14 protein-coding genes and 1 riboswitch are annotated in these 15,242 nt (G+C 65.5%); of the genes, 6 read left to right on the forward strand and 8 right to left on the reverse strand.

Annotated elements, in window-relative coordinates; translation table 11 throughout:
* Window positions 1–9 precede the first annotated feature (9 nt).
* Window positions 10–804 carry an AraC family transcriptional regulator gene (locus F7R26_RS33675; protein ID WP_150987453.1) on the reverse strand — a complete coding sequence of 265 codons (795 nt, stop codon included), beginning with the start codon at window positions 802–804 and terminating at the stop codon, window positions 10–12.
* A 123-nt stretch (window positions 805–927) separates the two neighbouring features.
* Here F7R26_RS33675 and F7R26_RS33680 point away from each other — a divergent pair, with 123 nt between their 5' ends.
* Window positions 928–1,821, forward strand: coding sequence for a DMT family transporter (locus F7R26_RS33680; RefSeq protein ID WP_150987360.1), 894 nt, complete (start codon window positions 928–930; stop codon window positions 1,819–1,821).
* A 52-nt stretch (window positions 1,822–1,873) separates the two neighbouring features.
* Here the strand turns inward: F7R26_RS33680 and F7R26_RS33685 are convergent, their stop codons facing one another.
* Window positions 1,874–2,338, reverse strand: a complete 465-nt coding sequence (locus F7R26_RS33685; protein WP_150987357.1) for a MarR family winged helix-turn-helix transcriptional regulator — start codon at window positions 2,336–2,338, stop codon at window positions 1,874–1,876.
* 74 nt (window positions 2,339–2,412) lie between these two features.
* Entirely contained in the window at window positions 2,413–4,008 is a 1,596-nt protein-coding gene (locus tag F7R26_RS33690) for an MFS transporter (RefSeq protein ID WP_150987355.1), read from the reverse strand.
* 299 nt (window positions 4,009–4,307) lie between these two features.
* Here F7R26_RS33690 and F7R26_RS33695 point away from each other — a divergent pair, with 299 nt between their 5' ends.
* Window positions 4,308–4,505, forward strand: a complete 198-nt coding sequence (locus F7R26_RS33695) for a hypothetical protein (RefSeq protein WP_170301918.1) — start codon at window positions 4,308–4,310, stop codon at window positions 4,503–4,505.
* Window positions 4,506–4,629: 124 nt separating this feature from the next.
* Here the strand turns inward: F7R26_RS33695 and F7R26_RS33700 are convergent, their stop codons facing one another.
* The gene (locus F7R26_RS33700) at window positions 4,630–5,247 is read right to left on the reverse strand and encodes a TetR/AcrR family transcriptional regulator (RefSeq protein ID WP_150987353.1); all 618 of its coding nucleotides are present in this window, start codon (window positions 5,245–5,247) and stop codon (window positions 4,630–4,632) included.
* Between the two features lie 168 nt (window positions 5,248–5,415).
* Here F7R26_RS33700 and F7R26_RS33705 point away from each other — a divergent pair, with 168 nt between their 5' ends.
* Complete coding sequence (locus F7R26_RS33705; protein WP_150987350.1) at window positions 5,416–6,504, forward strand: MBL fold metallo-hydrolase; 1,089 nt, start codon at window positions 5,416–5,418, stop codon at window positions 6,502–6,504.
* Between the two features lie 108 nt (window positions 6,505–6,612).
* A riboswitch (FMN riboswitch) is annotated at window positions 6,613–6,776 on the forward strand.
* Window positions 6,777–6,863: 87 nt separating this feature from the next.
* Window positions 6,864–7,376: a 6,7-dimethyl-8-ribityllumazine synthase gene (locus F7R26_RS33710; protein WP_253928463.1), complete on the forward strand. Its 513-nt coding sequence runs from the start codon at window positions 6,864–6,866 to the stop codon at window positions 7,374–7,376.
* A gap of 52 nt (window positions 7,377–7,428) precedes the next feature.
* On the opposite strand, the gene boxA is transcribed toward F7R26_RS33710, so the two are convergent.
* From boxA to F7R26_RS33730, 4 genes are all read right to left on the reverse strand, one after another.
* Entirely contained in the window at window positions 7,429–8,709 is a 1,281-nt protein-coding gene (boxA, locus tag F7R26_RS33715; RefSeq protein WP_150987347.1) for a benzoyl-CoA 2,3-epoxidase subunit BoxA, read from the reverse strand.
* Window positions 8,710–8,827: 118 nt separating this feature from the next.
* The gene (gene boxB, locus F7R26_RS33720; protein ID WP_150987451.1) at window positions 8,828–10,255 is read right to left on the reverse strand and encodes a benzoyl-CoA 2,3-epoxidase subunit BoxB; all 1,428 of its coding nucleotides are present in this window, start codon (window positions 10,253–10,255) and stop codon (window positions 8,828–8,830) included.
* Window positions 10,256–10,356: 101 nt separating this feature from the next.
* Window positions 10,357–12,015 carry a 2,3-epoxybenzoyl-CoA dihydrolase gene (gene boxC, locus F7R26_RS33725; RefSeq protein ID WP_150987345.1) on the reverse strand — a complete coding sequence of 553 codons (1,659 nt, stop codon included), beginning with the start codon at window positions 12,013–12,015 and terminating at the stop codon, window positions 10,357–10,359.
* A gap of 117 nt (window positions 12,016–12,132) precedes the next feature.
* Window positions 12,133–13,107 (reverse strand): helix-turn-helix transcriptional regulator, encoded by a 975-nt coding sequence (locus F7R26_RS33730; protein ID WP_150987344.1) that lies wholly within the window; start codon window positions 13,105–13,107, stop codon window positions 12,133–12,135.
* 89 nt (window positions 13,108–13,196) lie between these two features.
* Here F7R26_RS33730 and F7R26_RS33735 point away from each other — a divergent pair, with 89 nt between their 5' ends.
* Complete coding sequence (locus tag F7R26_RS33735) at window positions 13,197–13,661, forward strand: DUF4863 family protein (protein WP_150987342.1); 465 nt, start codon at window positions 13,197–13,199, stop codon at window positions 13,659–13,661.
* 10 nt (window positions 13,662–13,671) lie between these two features.
* Window positions 13,672–15,216 (forward strand): 3,4-dehydroadipyl-CoA semialdehyde dehydrogenase, encoded by a 1,545-nt coding sequence (locus tag F7R26_RS33740; protein ID WP_150987340.1) that lies wholly within the window; start codon window positions 13,672–13,674, stop codon window positions 15,214–15,216.
* Window positions 15,217–15,242: the final 26 nt, after the last annotated feature.

Genomic DNA, 15,242 nt, shown 5'->3' on the forward strand with positions numbered 1-15,242 from the left:
GCGCAAACATCACGCAATGCCACAAAACTCGCGCCGGTACTGCTCCGGCGTGGCGCCAGCCTCGCGCTGGAACATCGCGATAAACGCGGATGCCGTGCTGTAGCCGAGTTCAAACGCGATCTCCTGCACGCTGCGGCCCGCCTCCAGGGCATCGATAGCACGCAGGAAACGCAGGCGCTGGCGCCAGTCGCCGAAGGACATGGCCAGCTCGTGCTGGCAACGGCGCGCAAGGGTGCGTTCGGTCATGTGTACGCTGGCGGCCCATTCGGCCAGCGTGCGATGGTCGCCGGGATCGGCCTGCAGCGCCTCCAGCACGGCGGCCAGGGCGGGCGTGGTTGCCGCCGGGAGGTAGCAGCGCTGCACCGGCGCCACGGCAAGCTGGTCGACCACCACATGCGCCAGCCGAAGATCGGCCGGCGTGCGCGGCACATGCACGTCGCGCGCGGCAAAGTCCGCCAGCACGCTCTTGATGATCGGGCTGATGCGCACCGTGCAGGGCTCGGCCGGCAGTTGCGCGCATAGGCCGGGCTCGATGTAGATCGAGCGGTAAACGATCGCGTGGCGCAACGTGCAGCTGTGCACCACCTTTGGCGGAATCCATATCGCGTACTGCGGCGGGGAAAGCAGCCGCATGCCTACGGTTTCCATCTGCATCGAGCCGTGCGCGGCGTAGTTCAGGTGACCCCAGCTATGGCTGTGCGCCTGCGCCAGGGTATCGGCGCCGAACTCGTCGTAGCGCAGGTAGAAGGGGCCCTCCATCCCTTCGACATCCAGGATCGGCAGGAAACGCCACTTGTCGGCCATAGCCATGTTCTTTGGGTCCGCAAGACAGAGTCCGGAATTCCGGTCGAGATGTCCTGATTGAGCTATATAGATCAACACGGACGCGCTCATGATAGCGAGCCATACACATCAGAGAAAGCGCTCATGTGGCAATACGCCTTTCCGCTCCTGGCCGTCGTGATCTGGTCGGGCAACACCGTCGTCAGCAAAATGGCCGCCGGCACCATCGCGCCGGCCGAGATCAGCTTCTACCGCTGGCTCCTGGCCGCCGTGCTCTTCACGCCGCTGGCACTGCGCCCCGTGCTGCGCAACTGGGCCGCGATCCGGCCCGGACTGTGGCGGATCGCCGTGCTGGGCCTGCTCGGCATGGTGGCCTATCAGTGCCTGGCCTACTATGCCGCCTACCTGACCACCGCCACGCACATGGGCATCATCGGCTCGCTCACGCCGATGATGGTGCTGGCATTGTCGATCTTGCTGCTGGGGCAGGGCCTGACCGCCGGCGCCGTGGCGGGGTCCGTGCTGTCGATCGCCGGCGTGCTGGTGGTCGTATCGTCCGGCGACCTAGGCAGCCTGCTGACCAGCGGCGCCAACCTCGGGGACGCACTGATGCTGCTGGCCATGCTGGCCTACGCGGTCTATGTGATCTTGCTCAAGCGCTGGAAGATGAAAGACGTGCCGGCACTGCAAATGCTTTACCTGCAGATCGTCGCCGCCGTCATCGCGTTGCTGCCGCTATACCTGCTCACGCCAAAGATGGGGCTCTCGGCCGCCAATCTCCCCCTGGTGGGGTTCGCCGGGCTGATGGCGTCGATGGTTGCACCGCTGGTGTGGATGCACGCCGTCGCCCGCATCGGGCCAAGCCGTGCGAGCATGTTCTTCAACCTGATCCCCTTGCTCACCGCGCTGATTGCGGCGGGCTTGCTGGGCGAATCGCTCGCGCCCTATCACGCGGTCGGAGGGATGCTCACGGTGTTGGGCGTGCTGCTGGCCGAGATATGGACGGTGCCGTTGAGGCTGCAACCGGCTCGGCCGTAGCAAGGGCTGGGTAGTCAGTACGGTTGGGCCAAGGTCGTCGCGGATGCCGCGCTCACACGGCGTCCGCCTTGTCCTGCTGTGTGCGCAGCACCGCTTCGGCAATGCCACCCTCAAGCTCTTCCAGGCCCTTGGACAGATTGCGCATGGTGGTCTCGGAGACGTTTTCCAGCACATCCTGCAGAAATGCCGAGCGCAGCGGCAATGCCTGCTCCACAACGCCATGGCCGAGCGCCGACAGGGTGACGTTGGTCACGCGGTTGTCGCGCTCGCTGGTGTTGCGCTCGACCCAGCCGAGCTCCTGCAGCGCCTTGAGCTGGCGCGTGAGCGCGCCCGGGTCCATGCCGACGCGGTCGGCAAGGGGCTTCTGCGCGATGGGCCCGGCATGGGCGTACAACGCGGACAGAATGCGCCAGCGTGGCAAGGGATGGCCGATGCGCTGCTCGAAAGCTGCGGCATAGGCCCGGTAAGTTCGCCCGAACTGCTGTAGCACAGCCAGGCTTTGACGCTCCAATTCCACTCCAATCTCCTGCTTGGGGCACCGTCACGCGACGGGCAACCTCCCCACATTATCGGCTAGCCCCGCGCCCCGCCCTACTCCGTTGCCATGACCGGCTTGACGGCACGCTCCAGCTTGATCGGCGGCACCCGCCGCGAACGCCACAGGCCCAGCACCGCAATCACCGCAGCCAGCGCCAGCCCCATATGGATAGCCCCAACCAGCGACAGCCGGGCCTGCTCCAGCAACAGGGCGCCATTGTGCCCGGCCGCCTCCAGCTGCGACAGCAGGCTTGCCTGCGCAGCACGGTCGATCAGGATCTGCGGATCCGCCATGCGCGCCTGCCACTGCCCGGCACCAGCGCTCTGCAGCGCATCGTGCACGCCACTGAGGTAACTGCGAGTGACCAATGTGCCCACCACGGCGGTACCAATCATGCCGCCGACCATGCGCAGCGACTGCAGCATCGCCGTGGCAATGCCCAGATGCTCGCGGCCCGCGGTCTGCTGCGCGAACACCGTCAGGTTGGGCATGATGAAACCGAGCCCGAAGCCACATAGCAGCATCATGCCCAGCAACAAATGGTGCGACATCCCGCGCGTCGCCTGGGACAGCCCAAGGCAAGCCAGCGCCAGCATGCCGAATCCCGCATACAGCATATTGTTAGGCTGGCGGATGCGGGTGATGATGCGCCCATTGATGATACTGCCCACGGTGATGCACACCACCAGCGGGGTCACCAGCACGCCCGCCTCCTTCGGCGAATAGCCAAAGCCCCCCTGGAACAGCAGCGGCGCGTAGAGTAGTAACGAGAACATCGCGAAGCCGACGAACACGGCCAGCAGGAACAACGGCGCCAGCCCGGGATTGCGGAACATCTCCAGCGGCAGGATCGGGTTCGGCGTGCGGCGCTCCCATTGCCATAACCCAACCAAGGCGCACACCGACATCACCAGCAAGCCGCCGGTGACCAGCCCGAACCCACGCTCGGGCATCAACTCCACGCACAACTGCAAGCCGCCCAGCCCCACGCCGATCAACGCTGCGCCGAGCCAATCCACCTTGATCGCGCCGGTATTGGCCTGCTGGCGCAAGTGCGGCAGGTAGCGCCAGGCAAACCACAACCCCAGCAAGCCCACCGGCAAGTTCACATAGAACACCGAGCGCCAGCCGTAGGCCTCGGTCAGCACGCCGCCAAGCGACGGCCCCACCGCATTGGCAATGCCAAACGCCGCGCTCATCATTACCTGCCAGCGCAAGCGCACATGCGAGTCGGGGAACAGGTCAGGGATACAAGCAAAGGCAGTGCCCACCAACATGCCGCCGCCAATGCCCTGCAGGCCGCGCGCAAGCACCAGGAACGGCATGCTCGTCGCCATGCCGCACAGCGCGGAAGCCAGCGTGAACACGACAATGGACGCCATCACGAAGGGCTTTCGCCCGTAGTAATCGCCCAGCCGCCCGAAGATCGGCACCGTGATCACCGACATCAGCAGATAGGCCGTCGCCACCCAGGCGTAGTACTCAAACCCCTGCAACTCCGCCACCACGGTCGGCAGCGCGGTGCCGACCACGGTCTGGTCAAGTGCGACCAACATGACCACGAACGCGATACCCAGCATGGCCAGCAGGGACTCGCGGAATGGCAGCACCTGCCCGCTGCTATGCGCCTCGTGAGGCTGCGAAATCATTTTATTGTTCCATCAATGATTGTGTAGTCAACTATTATAGGACAAGGCGTTGACTGTGAACTCATCCAATTGCTCAATTTCTAAAGCATGAGCGAGCCTTCCACGCACGTGACACAAGAGCCGCCGACACGTACCTTTCCGTTCTCGTCGACGCTGATCCTGACCCGTCCATCTCGCCCGACGCGGTGCCCCTGCGCAGCCACGTAGCCGCCTTGCGCCCCGCAGGGGGGCACACGACTGCGTCAGGAAATGGCGAAGCGGGCACAATGCGCTTCGGACATGCGTTGTCACCCGACGACATGCTTATCACCATCGGCTGCACGGAGGCGGTAACGCTCGCCCTTACCGCTGTGGCCAAGCGCGGCGAAACGCTTGCCCGAGACGAGCTCGGTGGCAAGCCTGCGTGCTGTTCGACGAGGCGCTGGAGCAAGGCATCTGCTTTGCGCCTGGCGATGTTTTTTCTGCGAGCCAAGGATTCCGTAATTGCCTTCGCTTGAGCGCTGGATCCGAGTGGAACGATCGCATCGGGAATGGCGTCCGGCGCCTGGGAGAGCTTGCAGGCGTGCTTGCAGCGCGCAGGGATATGTAGCGCCAATCAGCGGCGTGGAATGGCAAAACCCTTCAAGCCCGAGCCACCCCATACCGCGCGAGAAACATCGCAACCGCCGAATCCACCACCTGCCGCTGCATCGCCGCATCCAGCGGCGGCTGTCCCATGGTGATTTGCGGCCAGAAGGCAAACGCCTTGATCAGCGCCTGCAGCTGACAGGCCGCAAAGGCGGCATCCGCCGCTTTCAGCTTGCCGTCGGCCTGCGCCGCGCGTATCCAGACATGGATGCCCTCTTCCCGCTCGCCCAGCCTGGCGACCATTTCCCTCGCCCGCTCCGGCGAGTGGATGGTCTCGGCGATGGCAACGCGTGCCAGGTCCATGAAGCTAGCGTTGTTGAGCATGTTCATCTTCAGGCGCACCAGCTCGCGCAACTGCGCATCCACCGGCTGGTCGCTCGCGTAAGCCATGTCAAGTTCGCCCTGGCTGCTCTCCCATAGCTGGGAAAGTATCTCGGCAAACAGCTCGTCCTTGCTGGCGAAGTGGTTGTACACCGTGCGTTTGGAAACCGCTGCCCGGGCGGCGACCTTGTCCATGCTGGTGGCTTCGAAGCCGTTGTCGCGGAACTCGGCGATGGCGGCCTGAACGATGGCTTCGCGTTTGCGATCCGTCAGGCGTTGGGCTGGGGGCATGGCGTTCCTGGGGGCCTTGGCGTTGGGGAAATGGGTAATTTTACACCGACAAGTTTACTTTCCAGAAAATGGAAACTACACTGTGCAGTACAGTTTTTGCAAATCGAAGCTGGATGGAACGCCCCCGCCGCTTGCCCTGCTCCCCCACCTTGGATCCTGATTGCCATCATGACCAATCATTCGCCCCGCCCCGTCAGCCGTCAGCGCTACACCCAGTCGCCGGAATCGCGCGCGAGCCAGGCTCGCGCCCTGGCCAGGCCGCCGAAAGGCGGCTTGCTCAAGACACTGGGCATCGCCTGGCGCTTTCTCTTCGACAAACCCGCGGACACCCAGCCAGCCGGCCCGGTTCCGGTGCAAACGCTGACGCAGGCTGACCTGCTCGCCGCGCCGGACAACACGGTGTTTCGGCTTGGGCATTCGACCGTGCTGCTGAAATTAGGCAACGCTTTCTGGATCACGGATCCGGTCTTTAGCGAGCGCGCTTCGCCGGTGCAGTGGGCTGGCCCGCAGCGGTTCCATCAACCGCCGATCAGCATCGACGACTTGCCGCCCATCAAGGCGGTGATCCTCTCGCACGATCACTACGATCACCTGGACCGCGCGGCCATCATGGCACTGGCGGACAAGGCCGAGCACTTCCTGACGCCGCTCGGCGTGGGGGATCGCCTGATCGACTGGGGAATCCACGCGGGCAAGGTGAGGCAGCTCGACTGGTGGCAGACCACCGAGGTGGAAGGCGTGCGTTTTGTCGCGACACCGGCGCAGCATTTTTCCGGGCGAACGCCGTTTGACGGCAACCGTACGCTGTGGGCGTCGTGGGTGATTCTGCATACCGATCTGCGCGTGTTCTTCAGTGGCGACACGGGCTACTTCGACGGCTTCAAGCGCATCGGCGAGCGCTACGGCCCATTTGATCTCACGCTCATGGAAACCGGCGCCTACGACGTGAACTGGCCCGCCGTGCACATGCAGCCTGAGCAGTCCCTGCAGGCGCATATCGACCTGAATGGCAATTGCCTGCTGCCGATTCACAACGGCACCTTCGACCTGGCCATGCACGCCTGGCACGAGCCCTTCGACCGCATCATCGCGCTGGCCGCCGCGCGCGGCGTTCCAGTCAGCACCCCGCGCATGGGCGAGGCCGTCAGCATCCTGCAAGCGCACGCCGCGGATCGCTGGTGGCTGGACGTGAAGACGCGCCGCAACCGCAAACCGATGCCGGCCGCAAGCCCGCGCATCGTCAACGAACAGCCCTGAGAAAAACAATGCCGGGCGCATGACGGCCAAACGGCAGGCCTGAGCCACGCCAAACTCACAATCGCATCACGGTGTATCATCGCTGCGTTGCAGGCTTCGCGCCTGCATCAGCGTTCTCAGGGCGGGGTGAAAGTCCCCACCGGCGGTGATGGCGATTTTTTCGCATAAGCCCGCGAGCGCCCGGCTCTCCTCGAAGTCTCCGAGAGCCGGGGTCAGCAGATTCGGTGCAACTCCGAAGCCGACGGTCATAGTCCGGATGAAAGAGAGCGCGATGTTTCTGTTCCCCGCTCCGTCTCCCGGCGCCGGGGGAGTAAACTCGTGCGCCCTGATTCTGGTAACCCACTCTTCCGATGAAGACCATGAATCAGCTAGTTTCTCCTGTCCAGCGCGACCACCGCGACCTCCAGGACACCGCTCCCGTCAATCCGGCCTGGCGCTTTGCGTTTATCCACGCGCAATGGCACGCGGATATCGTTCATCAGGCCCGCGACGCCTTCCTCGCTGAAATGGCCGCGCGCGGCGTAGCGCGCGAGGCGGTGGACGTGATTGAAGTGCCTGGCGCGTTCGAGATCCCGCTGCATGCACGCAAGCTGGCGGACACCGGGCGCTATGCGGCGATCGTGGCGTCGGGCTTTGTCGTCGATGGCGGCATCTACCGCCACGAGTTTGTCGCGGACGCCGTCATCAGCGGCCTGATGCGCGTGCAGCTCGATACGCAGGTGCCCGTGCTTTCCGCCGTGCTGACGCCGAAAAGCTTCCACGATCACGAAGACCACCGCAAATTCTTCAGCGAGCACTTCGTCGTGAAGGGCCGCGAGGCGGCGCAGGCCTGCATCAAGACGGTGGAAAGCCTGAGCAAGCTGGTGGCGTAACCGGACCGGGCCCGCACCAGGGCTCGGGGACGCGGCGCGCATCCTCAGGGAATCAGTACGTCTCCAGGTGCAGCCGCCCGTCCTTCTTGAGCGCGGCGCCCACCGTGTCCCACGACAAACCCGCCTGCTGCGCCACGTCCCGCAAGGCCAGCACCACGCCCTCCTCCATGCTCTTGAGCCCGCAGACGTAGAAGCAGGTGTTCGGGTCCGCCAGTAGTTGCCCAAGGTCGGCCGCGCGCTCGCGCATCACGTCCTGCACATAGCGCTTGGGCTGCCCCGGGGTGCGCGAGAACGCGAAGTTGATATCGATAAAGTCCTTGGGCAGGCTTTGCAGCGGGCCGAAGTAAGGCAGCTCCTCCTGCGTGCGCGCGCCGAAGAACAGCATCAGCTTGCCGCCCTCGAACTTGCCGGACTTGCGCAGCCGCCGGCGCCATTCCGTCATCGCGCGCATCGGTGCGCTGCCGGTGCCCGTGCAGATCATCACGATATGGGAGCGCGGATGGTTGGGCATCAGGAAGCTCGCGCCAAATGGCCCGATCACTTCCACCTTGTCGCCCACCTGCAGATCACACATATAGTTCGATGCCACGCCGCGCACCGGGTTGCCTTGGTGGTCTTCCAGCACGCGCTTGATGGTGAGCGAGATATTGTTGTAGCCCGGCCGCTCGCCATTGCGCGGGCTGGCCAGCGAATACTGGCGCGCATGGTGCGGGCGGCCGCTGGCATCCACGCCCGGCGGCACGATACCGATCGATTGGCCTTCCAGCACCGGAAACGGCGCGGTGCCGAAGTCCAGCACGATATGGTGCGTGTCGTAGTCGCGCCCGACCTCGGTGACGCGCGCATTGCCCACCACGGTGGCCGTAACGGAGCGGGCGGTGGCCTTGGCGCCATAGAGGTTGGTATAGGCGTGGGCGGCCGACCACGGCGGCACGGTGGCGCCGTACTGGGCGCTGTTGAAACCGTCTTCGCCGGTGACGGCCGCCAGCGATGACGCCGGGGCGGCTTCGGGAACCGGCTCGGCATCCGCCGCCACGCCTTGCGCGGCAAGCTGCTCGGAGGAGAGTTCGTCAGGCAACGTGTCCCAGCCAAACTGCTCCACGATGCCGTAGGCCTTGGCGCGCGGCATGGTGCGCCAGTTGTCGATCGAGCCGGTCGGGCATGGCGAGATGCAGGCCATGCAGCCGTTGCACTTGTCCGCGTCGACCACATAGTTGCGCGCATCGTGGGTGATGGCCGCGACCGGGCAGGTGGCCTCGCAGGTATTGCAGCGGATGCAGATCTCGGGGTCGATCAGGTGCTGCCTGATGACCTGGATGTCGGACATGTCCATGGCGAACTCCGGGGGTGATGCGACCCCTGTGGCCGGGGCCTTTTGCCGCGGGAGCCCGCCGGGCCCCCGCCTTCTTGCGATTCTTGACGTTCGATTTTCGGCTTTCGACTCGCGGCGCTCAGTTGAAGCGCACGTACTCGAAATCCACCGGCTGGCGGTTGATGCCCATTACCGGCGGCGCGATCCAGCCGGCAAACTTGCCGGGCTCCACCACGCGGCCCATCAGGCTGGCCACATAGGCGCGGTCGGTCTCGCTAGGCAGCCACTGGTCGACATTGGCTTTCCATTCCGCGTCCGAGATCACCCGGCCATCCGGCGAGATCTTCACGCCCGAGAGCGCGCCGATATTGCGGTGGAAGGCTTTGTGCGGGACCTTCAGGCGCAACGGGATGCCAGCCTTTTCGATCACACGGTTCCAGCGCTCCACGCCGGCCACGCTGTCCTTGATGTAGTCGTCTCGCAGCACTTCGTTGAGCGCGTTGAGCATCGGCACTTCCTTTTCGACCAGTTGGCCGCCGCTGGCCTGCAGGACCTTGTAGGTCTGACCCTTGAGCACGTGGTCGTCGGCGCGCTTGCCTTCTTCGTAGCGGCCCTTCAGGCCGGTGCTGTAGAAGGTCGCGGCGTTGCTCGACTCATCCGCGCCGAACAGGTCGATGGTCACGCTGTAGTGGAAGTTCAGGTAGCGCTGGATGGTCGGCAGGTCGATCACGCCGGCGGCGCGCAAGCGGGCCGGGTCGTCGGTCTTGAGCTCGTTCATCACCTGGCAGGTGCGCTGGATCACACGCGAAACGCCGCTCTCGCCGACGAACATGTGATGCGCTTCCTCCGTCAGCATGAACCTGGTGGTGCGGGCGAGCGGATCGAACGCGCTCTCGGCCAGCGCGCACAACTGGAACTTGCCGTCGCGGTCGGTGAAATAGGTGAACATGAAAAACGACAGCCAGTCCGGCGTCTGCTCGTTGAACGCCTGCAGGATGCGTGGGTTGTCTTGCTGGCCGCTGCGGCGCTCCAGCAGCGCTTCGCCTTCTTCGCGGCCGTCGCGGCCGAAGTACTTGTGCAGCAGGTAGACCATGGCCCACAGGTGGCGGCCTTCTTCCACGTTGACCTGGAACAGGTTGCGCAGGTCGTACATGCTCGGCGCGGTCAGGCCGAGGTGGCGCTGCTGTTCCACCGATGCGGGCTCGGTATCGCCCTGCGTGACGATGATGCGGCGCAGGTTGGCGCGGTATTCGCCGGGCACGTCCTGCCAGGCGTCTTCACCCTTGTGGTCGCCAAAGTGGATCTTGCGGTTGGCCTCGGCGGGGTTCAGGAAAATGCCCCAGCGATAGTCCGGCATCTTCACGTGGCCAAAGTGCGCCCAGCCTTGCGGGTCGACGCTGATGGCGGTGCGCAGGTAAATGTCGAAATCTTGAGAGCCATCCGGGCCCATGTCGTTCCACCAGCTCAGGTAGTTGGGCTGCCATTGCTCGAGCGCGCGCTGCAGCGTGCGGTCTTCGCTGAGGTTGACGTTGTTGGGGATCTTGTCGCTGTAGTTGATGCTGGACATCATGGTCTCCGGGCTGGCTATGCGTTGGATGCGGCGTGTTCGGGTTCGGGTGCGGCTACGGGTGCGATATCACCCGGATCGGCGATATCGGGGATGTCAGGTCAGACGCGGTTCCAGTCGAACGCGGCCTTGTCGCCCTTGCCGTAGACCTTGAGCGCGCCCTTCTCGCCCACCGCGTTGGGGCGCTGGAAGATCCAGTTCTGCCAGGCGGTGAGCCGCCCGAAGATGCGGGTGAACATGTTTTCCTGGCCGTTGAAGCGCAGGTTGGCTTCCATGCCGGTGAGCGCATCCGGCGACATGGCCGCGCGCTCTTCCAGCGCGATGCGCACTTCATCGGTCCAGTCGATGTCGTCGGGGTTGGCGGTCACCAGGCCCACCGCGAATGCGGCGTCGGCGTCCAGCGGCTGTCCGGCCTTGGCGCGCACCGCGTCCAGCGCCGGTTGCTCGTCGTAGAAGCGCCGTCCCAGGCGGCTCTGCCCGGTCACCATCGGGTACAGCCCGAAATTGGTCTCAGCCACGGTGATCCTGGGCGCGCGCGCCTCGTCGTCCGGCAGCGCCAGGTGGTAGCTGCGGTCGCACGCCAGCGCCAGCTCCAGGAAGGTGCCGGCAAAGCACGAGCCCGGCTCGATCAGCGCGAACAGGCTGCGCGAGGACACATCCAGGCGGGAGAACGTGCGGCGCAGCAGGCCGATGGTTTCGCGCACCAGCCAGTGATCCCGGTTGGCGAGCAACGTGGCGTCCATCGCCAGCACGTTGGCGGCGTCGCCTTCGGTCTTGATCAGCCAGGTGCCGATATCCAGTTCGTTGGTGCGCATCGACAGGATGGCGTCTTCGAGTTCGCGCGCCAGTTGCAGCGGATACCAGGCGGCGCCGGACTCGGCGATGGCGGCGACGCTCGTCGGCTGCGTGGCGGATGGGCCCTTCACGGTGAAGGTCGCCTTGCGGCCCGCGCGGTCGATCTCCACGGTGACGTAGGTGTAGCGCAGTGCGTCGGCCTCCAGCGTGCGCGCAAGCGGGGTCAGCGCCACGCCGCTGGCGTTGGCCGGGCGGTCACTCTGCGCGGCCAGGGCCTGGGCGCGCTCCTGCACTTTTTGCGCAAAGACGGCGGGCTTGGCGATATCGTCCACCAGGCGCCAGTCCTTGGCGCGCTGGCCGCGCACACCTTCGGTGGTGGTGCAGAAGATATCCGCAAGGTCGTGGCGCACGTGGCGCTTGTCGGTCACGCGGGTCAGGCCGCCGGTGCCGGGCAGCACGCCCAGCAGCGGCACTTCGGGCAGGCTCACGGCGGAGGAACGGTCGTCGACCAGGATGATTTCGTCGCAGGCCAGCGCCAGCTCGTAGCCGCCGCCGGCGCAGGCGCCATTGACCGCGGCGAGGAACTTCAAGCCGCTGTGCTTCGACGAATCCTCCAGCCCGTTGCGCGTCTCGTTGGTGAACTTGCAGAAGTTCACTTTCCAGGCATGGCTGGAGACGCCCAGCATGAAGATATTGGCGCCGGAGCAGAACACCTTGTCCTTGCCGCTGGTGACCACCACGGTACGCACCTCGGGATGCTCGAAGCGGATGCGGTTGACCGCATCGTTCAACTCGATGTCCACGCCTAGGTCATAGCTGTTGAGCTTGAGCTTGTAGCCGGGACGCAGGCCGGCGTTCTCATCGATGTCTACCGCCAGCGTCGCTATGGGGCCGTCGAAGCTCAGCTTGAGGTGCTTGTACTGGGACGGATCAGTCTGGTATTCGACGCGGGGGGCGGTAATCATGGCTGTGTCTCCTCAGCAATGAAGCACAATAGTGCATGGATCGGGTGTTAGTGAAAGAACTATAGTTCATTCACAAAAACTCAGTCAAGCAATATTGTGCATCTAATCGCCAAGGCGTCAGAGCGGCAGTTGCAATGCGTAGCGCACGCGCTCCCGCAGCGCCAGGAAGGTCGGTTCCAGCGGCTCGGCGCTGGTGTCGACGCTGAACTCCGCCTTGGAATAGAAGGCCGCGCGGCCAGCCAGGATATGGCGCAGGTCTTCCATGGCCTCCTTGCTGGCGGCCATCGGGCGGAAGTCGCCCTGGGCGCGCACGCGGTTCATGTGATCTTCCGGGCTTGCCTGCAGCCACACCGTGGTGCAATGGGCCAGCAGCAGGTTGAAGGTGGCGGGGTCGGACACAAGGCCGCCGGGCGTGGCGATCACTGCTTCGGGATAGATCTGGATGGCCTCCTCCAGCGCGCGCCGCTCGTAGCGGCGGTAGGCGTTCATGCCGTAGAGGCCCTGGATTTCGGAGATGCTGCAGCCGGCGAACTTCTCGATCTCGCGGCTGAGTTCCACAAAGGGAAAGCCCAGGTCTTCGGCCAGCATGGCCCCCAGCGTGGACTTGCCGGCGCCGCGCAGCCCGATCAGCGCCACGCGCGGACTGCGCGCGGCGTTGCCGCCGCCGGTGCCAAGCATCTCGCCGACCGCAATGCGCACGCGGCGCAGCGTGCCTTCGTCGCGGTGTTCCAGCAACTCCCGGATCAGCAGCCATTCCGGTGACGAGGTGGACACATCGCCAAGCAATTCGGCCAGCGAGCAATGCAGCGCCGAGGCGATCTGCAGCAGCACCAGGATGGAAGCGTTGCCGCTGCCGTATTCCAGGTTGGCCAGGTGCCGCTCCGAAACCCCGGCAGCCAGCGCCGTGGCCTTGCGGGTCAGCCCCCGGCGCGAGCGGAGCTCACGCACGCGCTCGCCCAATGCGGCGAGAAAGGCGTTTTTCTCCACCCCGCCGGCTTCCGCGGCCATACCGTTGCCTGGCGCGGCATCGGCGTCCTGCTCGCCGGCAGCCTCCCGCGTTAACCCGGGAACATGCAATATAGTGCTTGACATGATTTGTTGGTGGCTCTATGTTTCACACATGCACAATAATGCATGAAGCGCGGGTATGCAACCCGGCTGAGTCTAACGGAGCCCCTTCCATGTCCCCCACCGAATTGCGCGAGCAGATCGCGCGGCTCACGGCCCGCATTGCCGGCCGCCCACTCGATGCCGCCCTGGATACCTGGCTGAATGCCGAGCATGGCGCAGGCAGCACCACTTACAGCGAACTCAAGGCGGCCTGCCAGGCCGGCGTGGCCGAGGGCTGGCTGTGCGACCGCGAGGGCGGCGGCATCCGCTACGGCCGCATCTTCAAGCCGGCCGAGGACCTGCACGGGTTCTCCGTCGACGTGGTCGACATGCAAGACATCGTCGGGCCGCATCACACGCACCCCAATGGCGAGATCGACCTGATCGTGCCGATCGACGCCGCCGCCGAATTCGACGGCCGCCCCGCCGGCTGGCTGGTCTGCCCGCCGGGCAGCGCACACCGCCCCACCGTCAGCCACGGCCGCGCGCTCGTGCTTTACCTGCTGCCCGACGGCCGCATCGACTTCACCCGCTGAGATTTCCTTCATGACCGAACTGCTTTCCAACTATCTTGGCGGCCGCTGGCAAGCCGGCTCCGGTGCCGGCGCAACGCTGTCCGACCCGGTGCTGGGCGATGCGCTGGTGCGCGTGGATGCCACCGGGCTCGACCTTGCCGCCGGCTTTGCCTTTGCGCGCGCGCAAGGCGGCGCCGCCTTGCGCGCCATGACCTACCGCGAACGCGCCGCCATGCTGGCCGCCATCGTCAAGATCCTGCAGGCCAACCGTGATGCCTATTATGAGATCGCCACCGCCAACAGCGGCACCGTGCACAACGATTCCGCCGTGGATATCGATGGCGGAATCTTCACGCTTGGCACCTATGCCAAGCTCGGCGATACGCTAGGGGAGCGGCGCTACCTGATCGACGGCGACGCCGCGCGGCTCGGCAAGGACCCGCTGTTCCAGTCGCAGCACGTGCAGGTGCCCACGCGCGGCGTGGCGCTATTGATCAACGCCTTCAACTTCCCGAGCTGGGGCTTGTGGGAAAAGGCCGCGCCAGCACTGCTGGCGGGCGTGCCCGTGATCGTGAAGCCCGCGACGGCCACCGCCTGGCTGACCCAGCGCATGGTCAGGGACGTGGTGGACGCTGGCGTGTTGCCGCCCGGCGCGCTGTCGGTGGTATGCGGCAGCGCGGCCGGATTGCTGGACCAGCTGCAGCCGTTCGATGTGGTCTCCTTCACCGGCTCGGCCCAGACCGCCGCGCTGATCCGCTCGCATGCGGCGGTGACGCAGCGCTCGGTGCGCGTCAATATCGAGGCCGACAGCGTCAACTCGGCCCTGCTGCTGCCCGGCGAAGCCGCCGGCAGCGAAGCGTTCGACCTGCTGGCCAGGGAAGCCGCGCGGGAGATGACGGTCAAGTCTGGGCAGAAATGCACGGCCATCCGCCGCATCTTCGTGCCCGAGGCGCTGTATGACGCTGCCGCCGACGCCATCGGCGCGCGGCTGGCCAGGGTCACCGTGGGCAATCCCCGCCATGAAACGGTGCGCATGGGCGCGCTGGTCAGCCGGGCGCAACTCGCCTCGGTGCGCGAAGGGCTGGGTTACTTGCAAGCACAGGCCGAGGTGCTGCACGACGGCGCGACGCACGCGCTGGTCGATGCCGATCCGGCCGCGGCCTGCTGCGTCGGGCCCACGCTGCTAGGTACGCGCGATGCGGACGCTGCCGATCGCGTGCATGACACCGAGGTGTTCGGCCCCGTGGCCACGCTGGTGCCCTACCGCGATGGCGCTCATGCACTGGCGCTCGTGCGCCGGGGCCAGGGCTCGCTGGTGGCATCGCTCTACGGCAGCGATGCCGAGGCGCTGGCCCAAGCCGCCGTGGAACTGGCCGATAGCCATGGCCGTGTCCACGTGATCTCACCCGAAGTTGCCCAGCTGCATACCGGCCACGGCAACGTCATGCCGCAATCGCTGCACGGCGGCCCGGGCCGCGCAGGCGGTGGCGAAGAACTGGGCGGCTTGCGCGCGCTGAATTTCTATCACCGGCGCAGTGCCGTGCAGGCAAGCACCAGCGTGCTGGCACAGCTTTAAAGCACCACCGGCACCACCAGCACCGC

It is taken from the genome of Cupriavidus basilensis, assembly GCF_008801925.2.
Classification (GTDB): Bacteria; Pseudomonadota; Gammaproteobacteria; order Burkholderiales; family Burkholderiaceae; genus Cupriavidus; species Cupriavidus basilensis.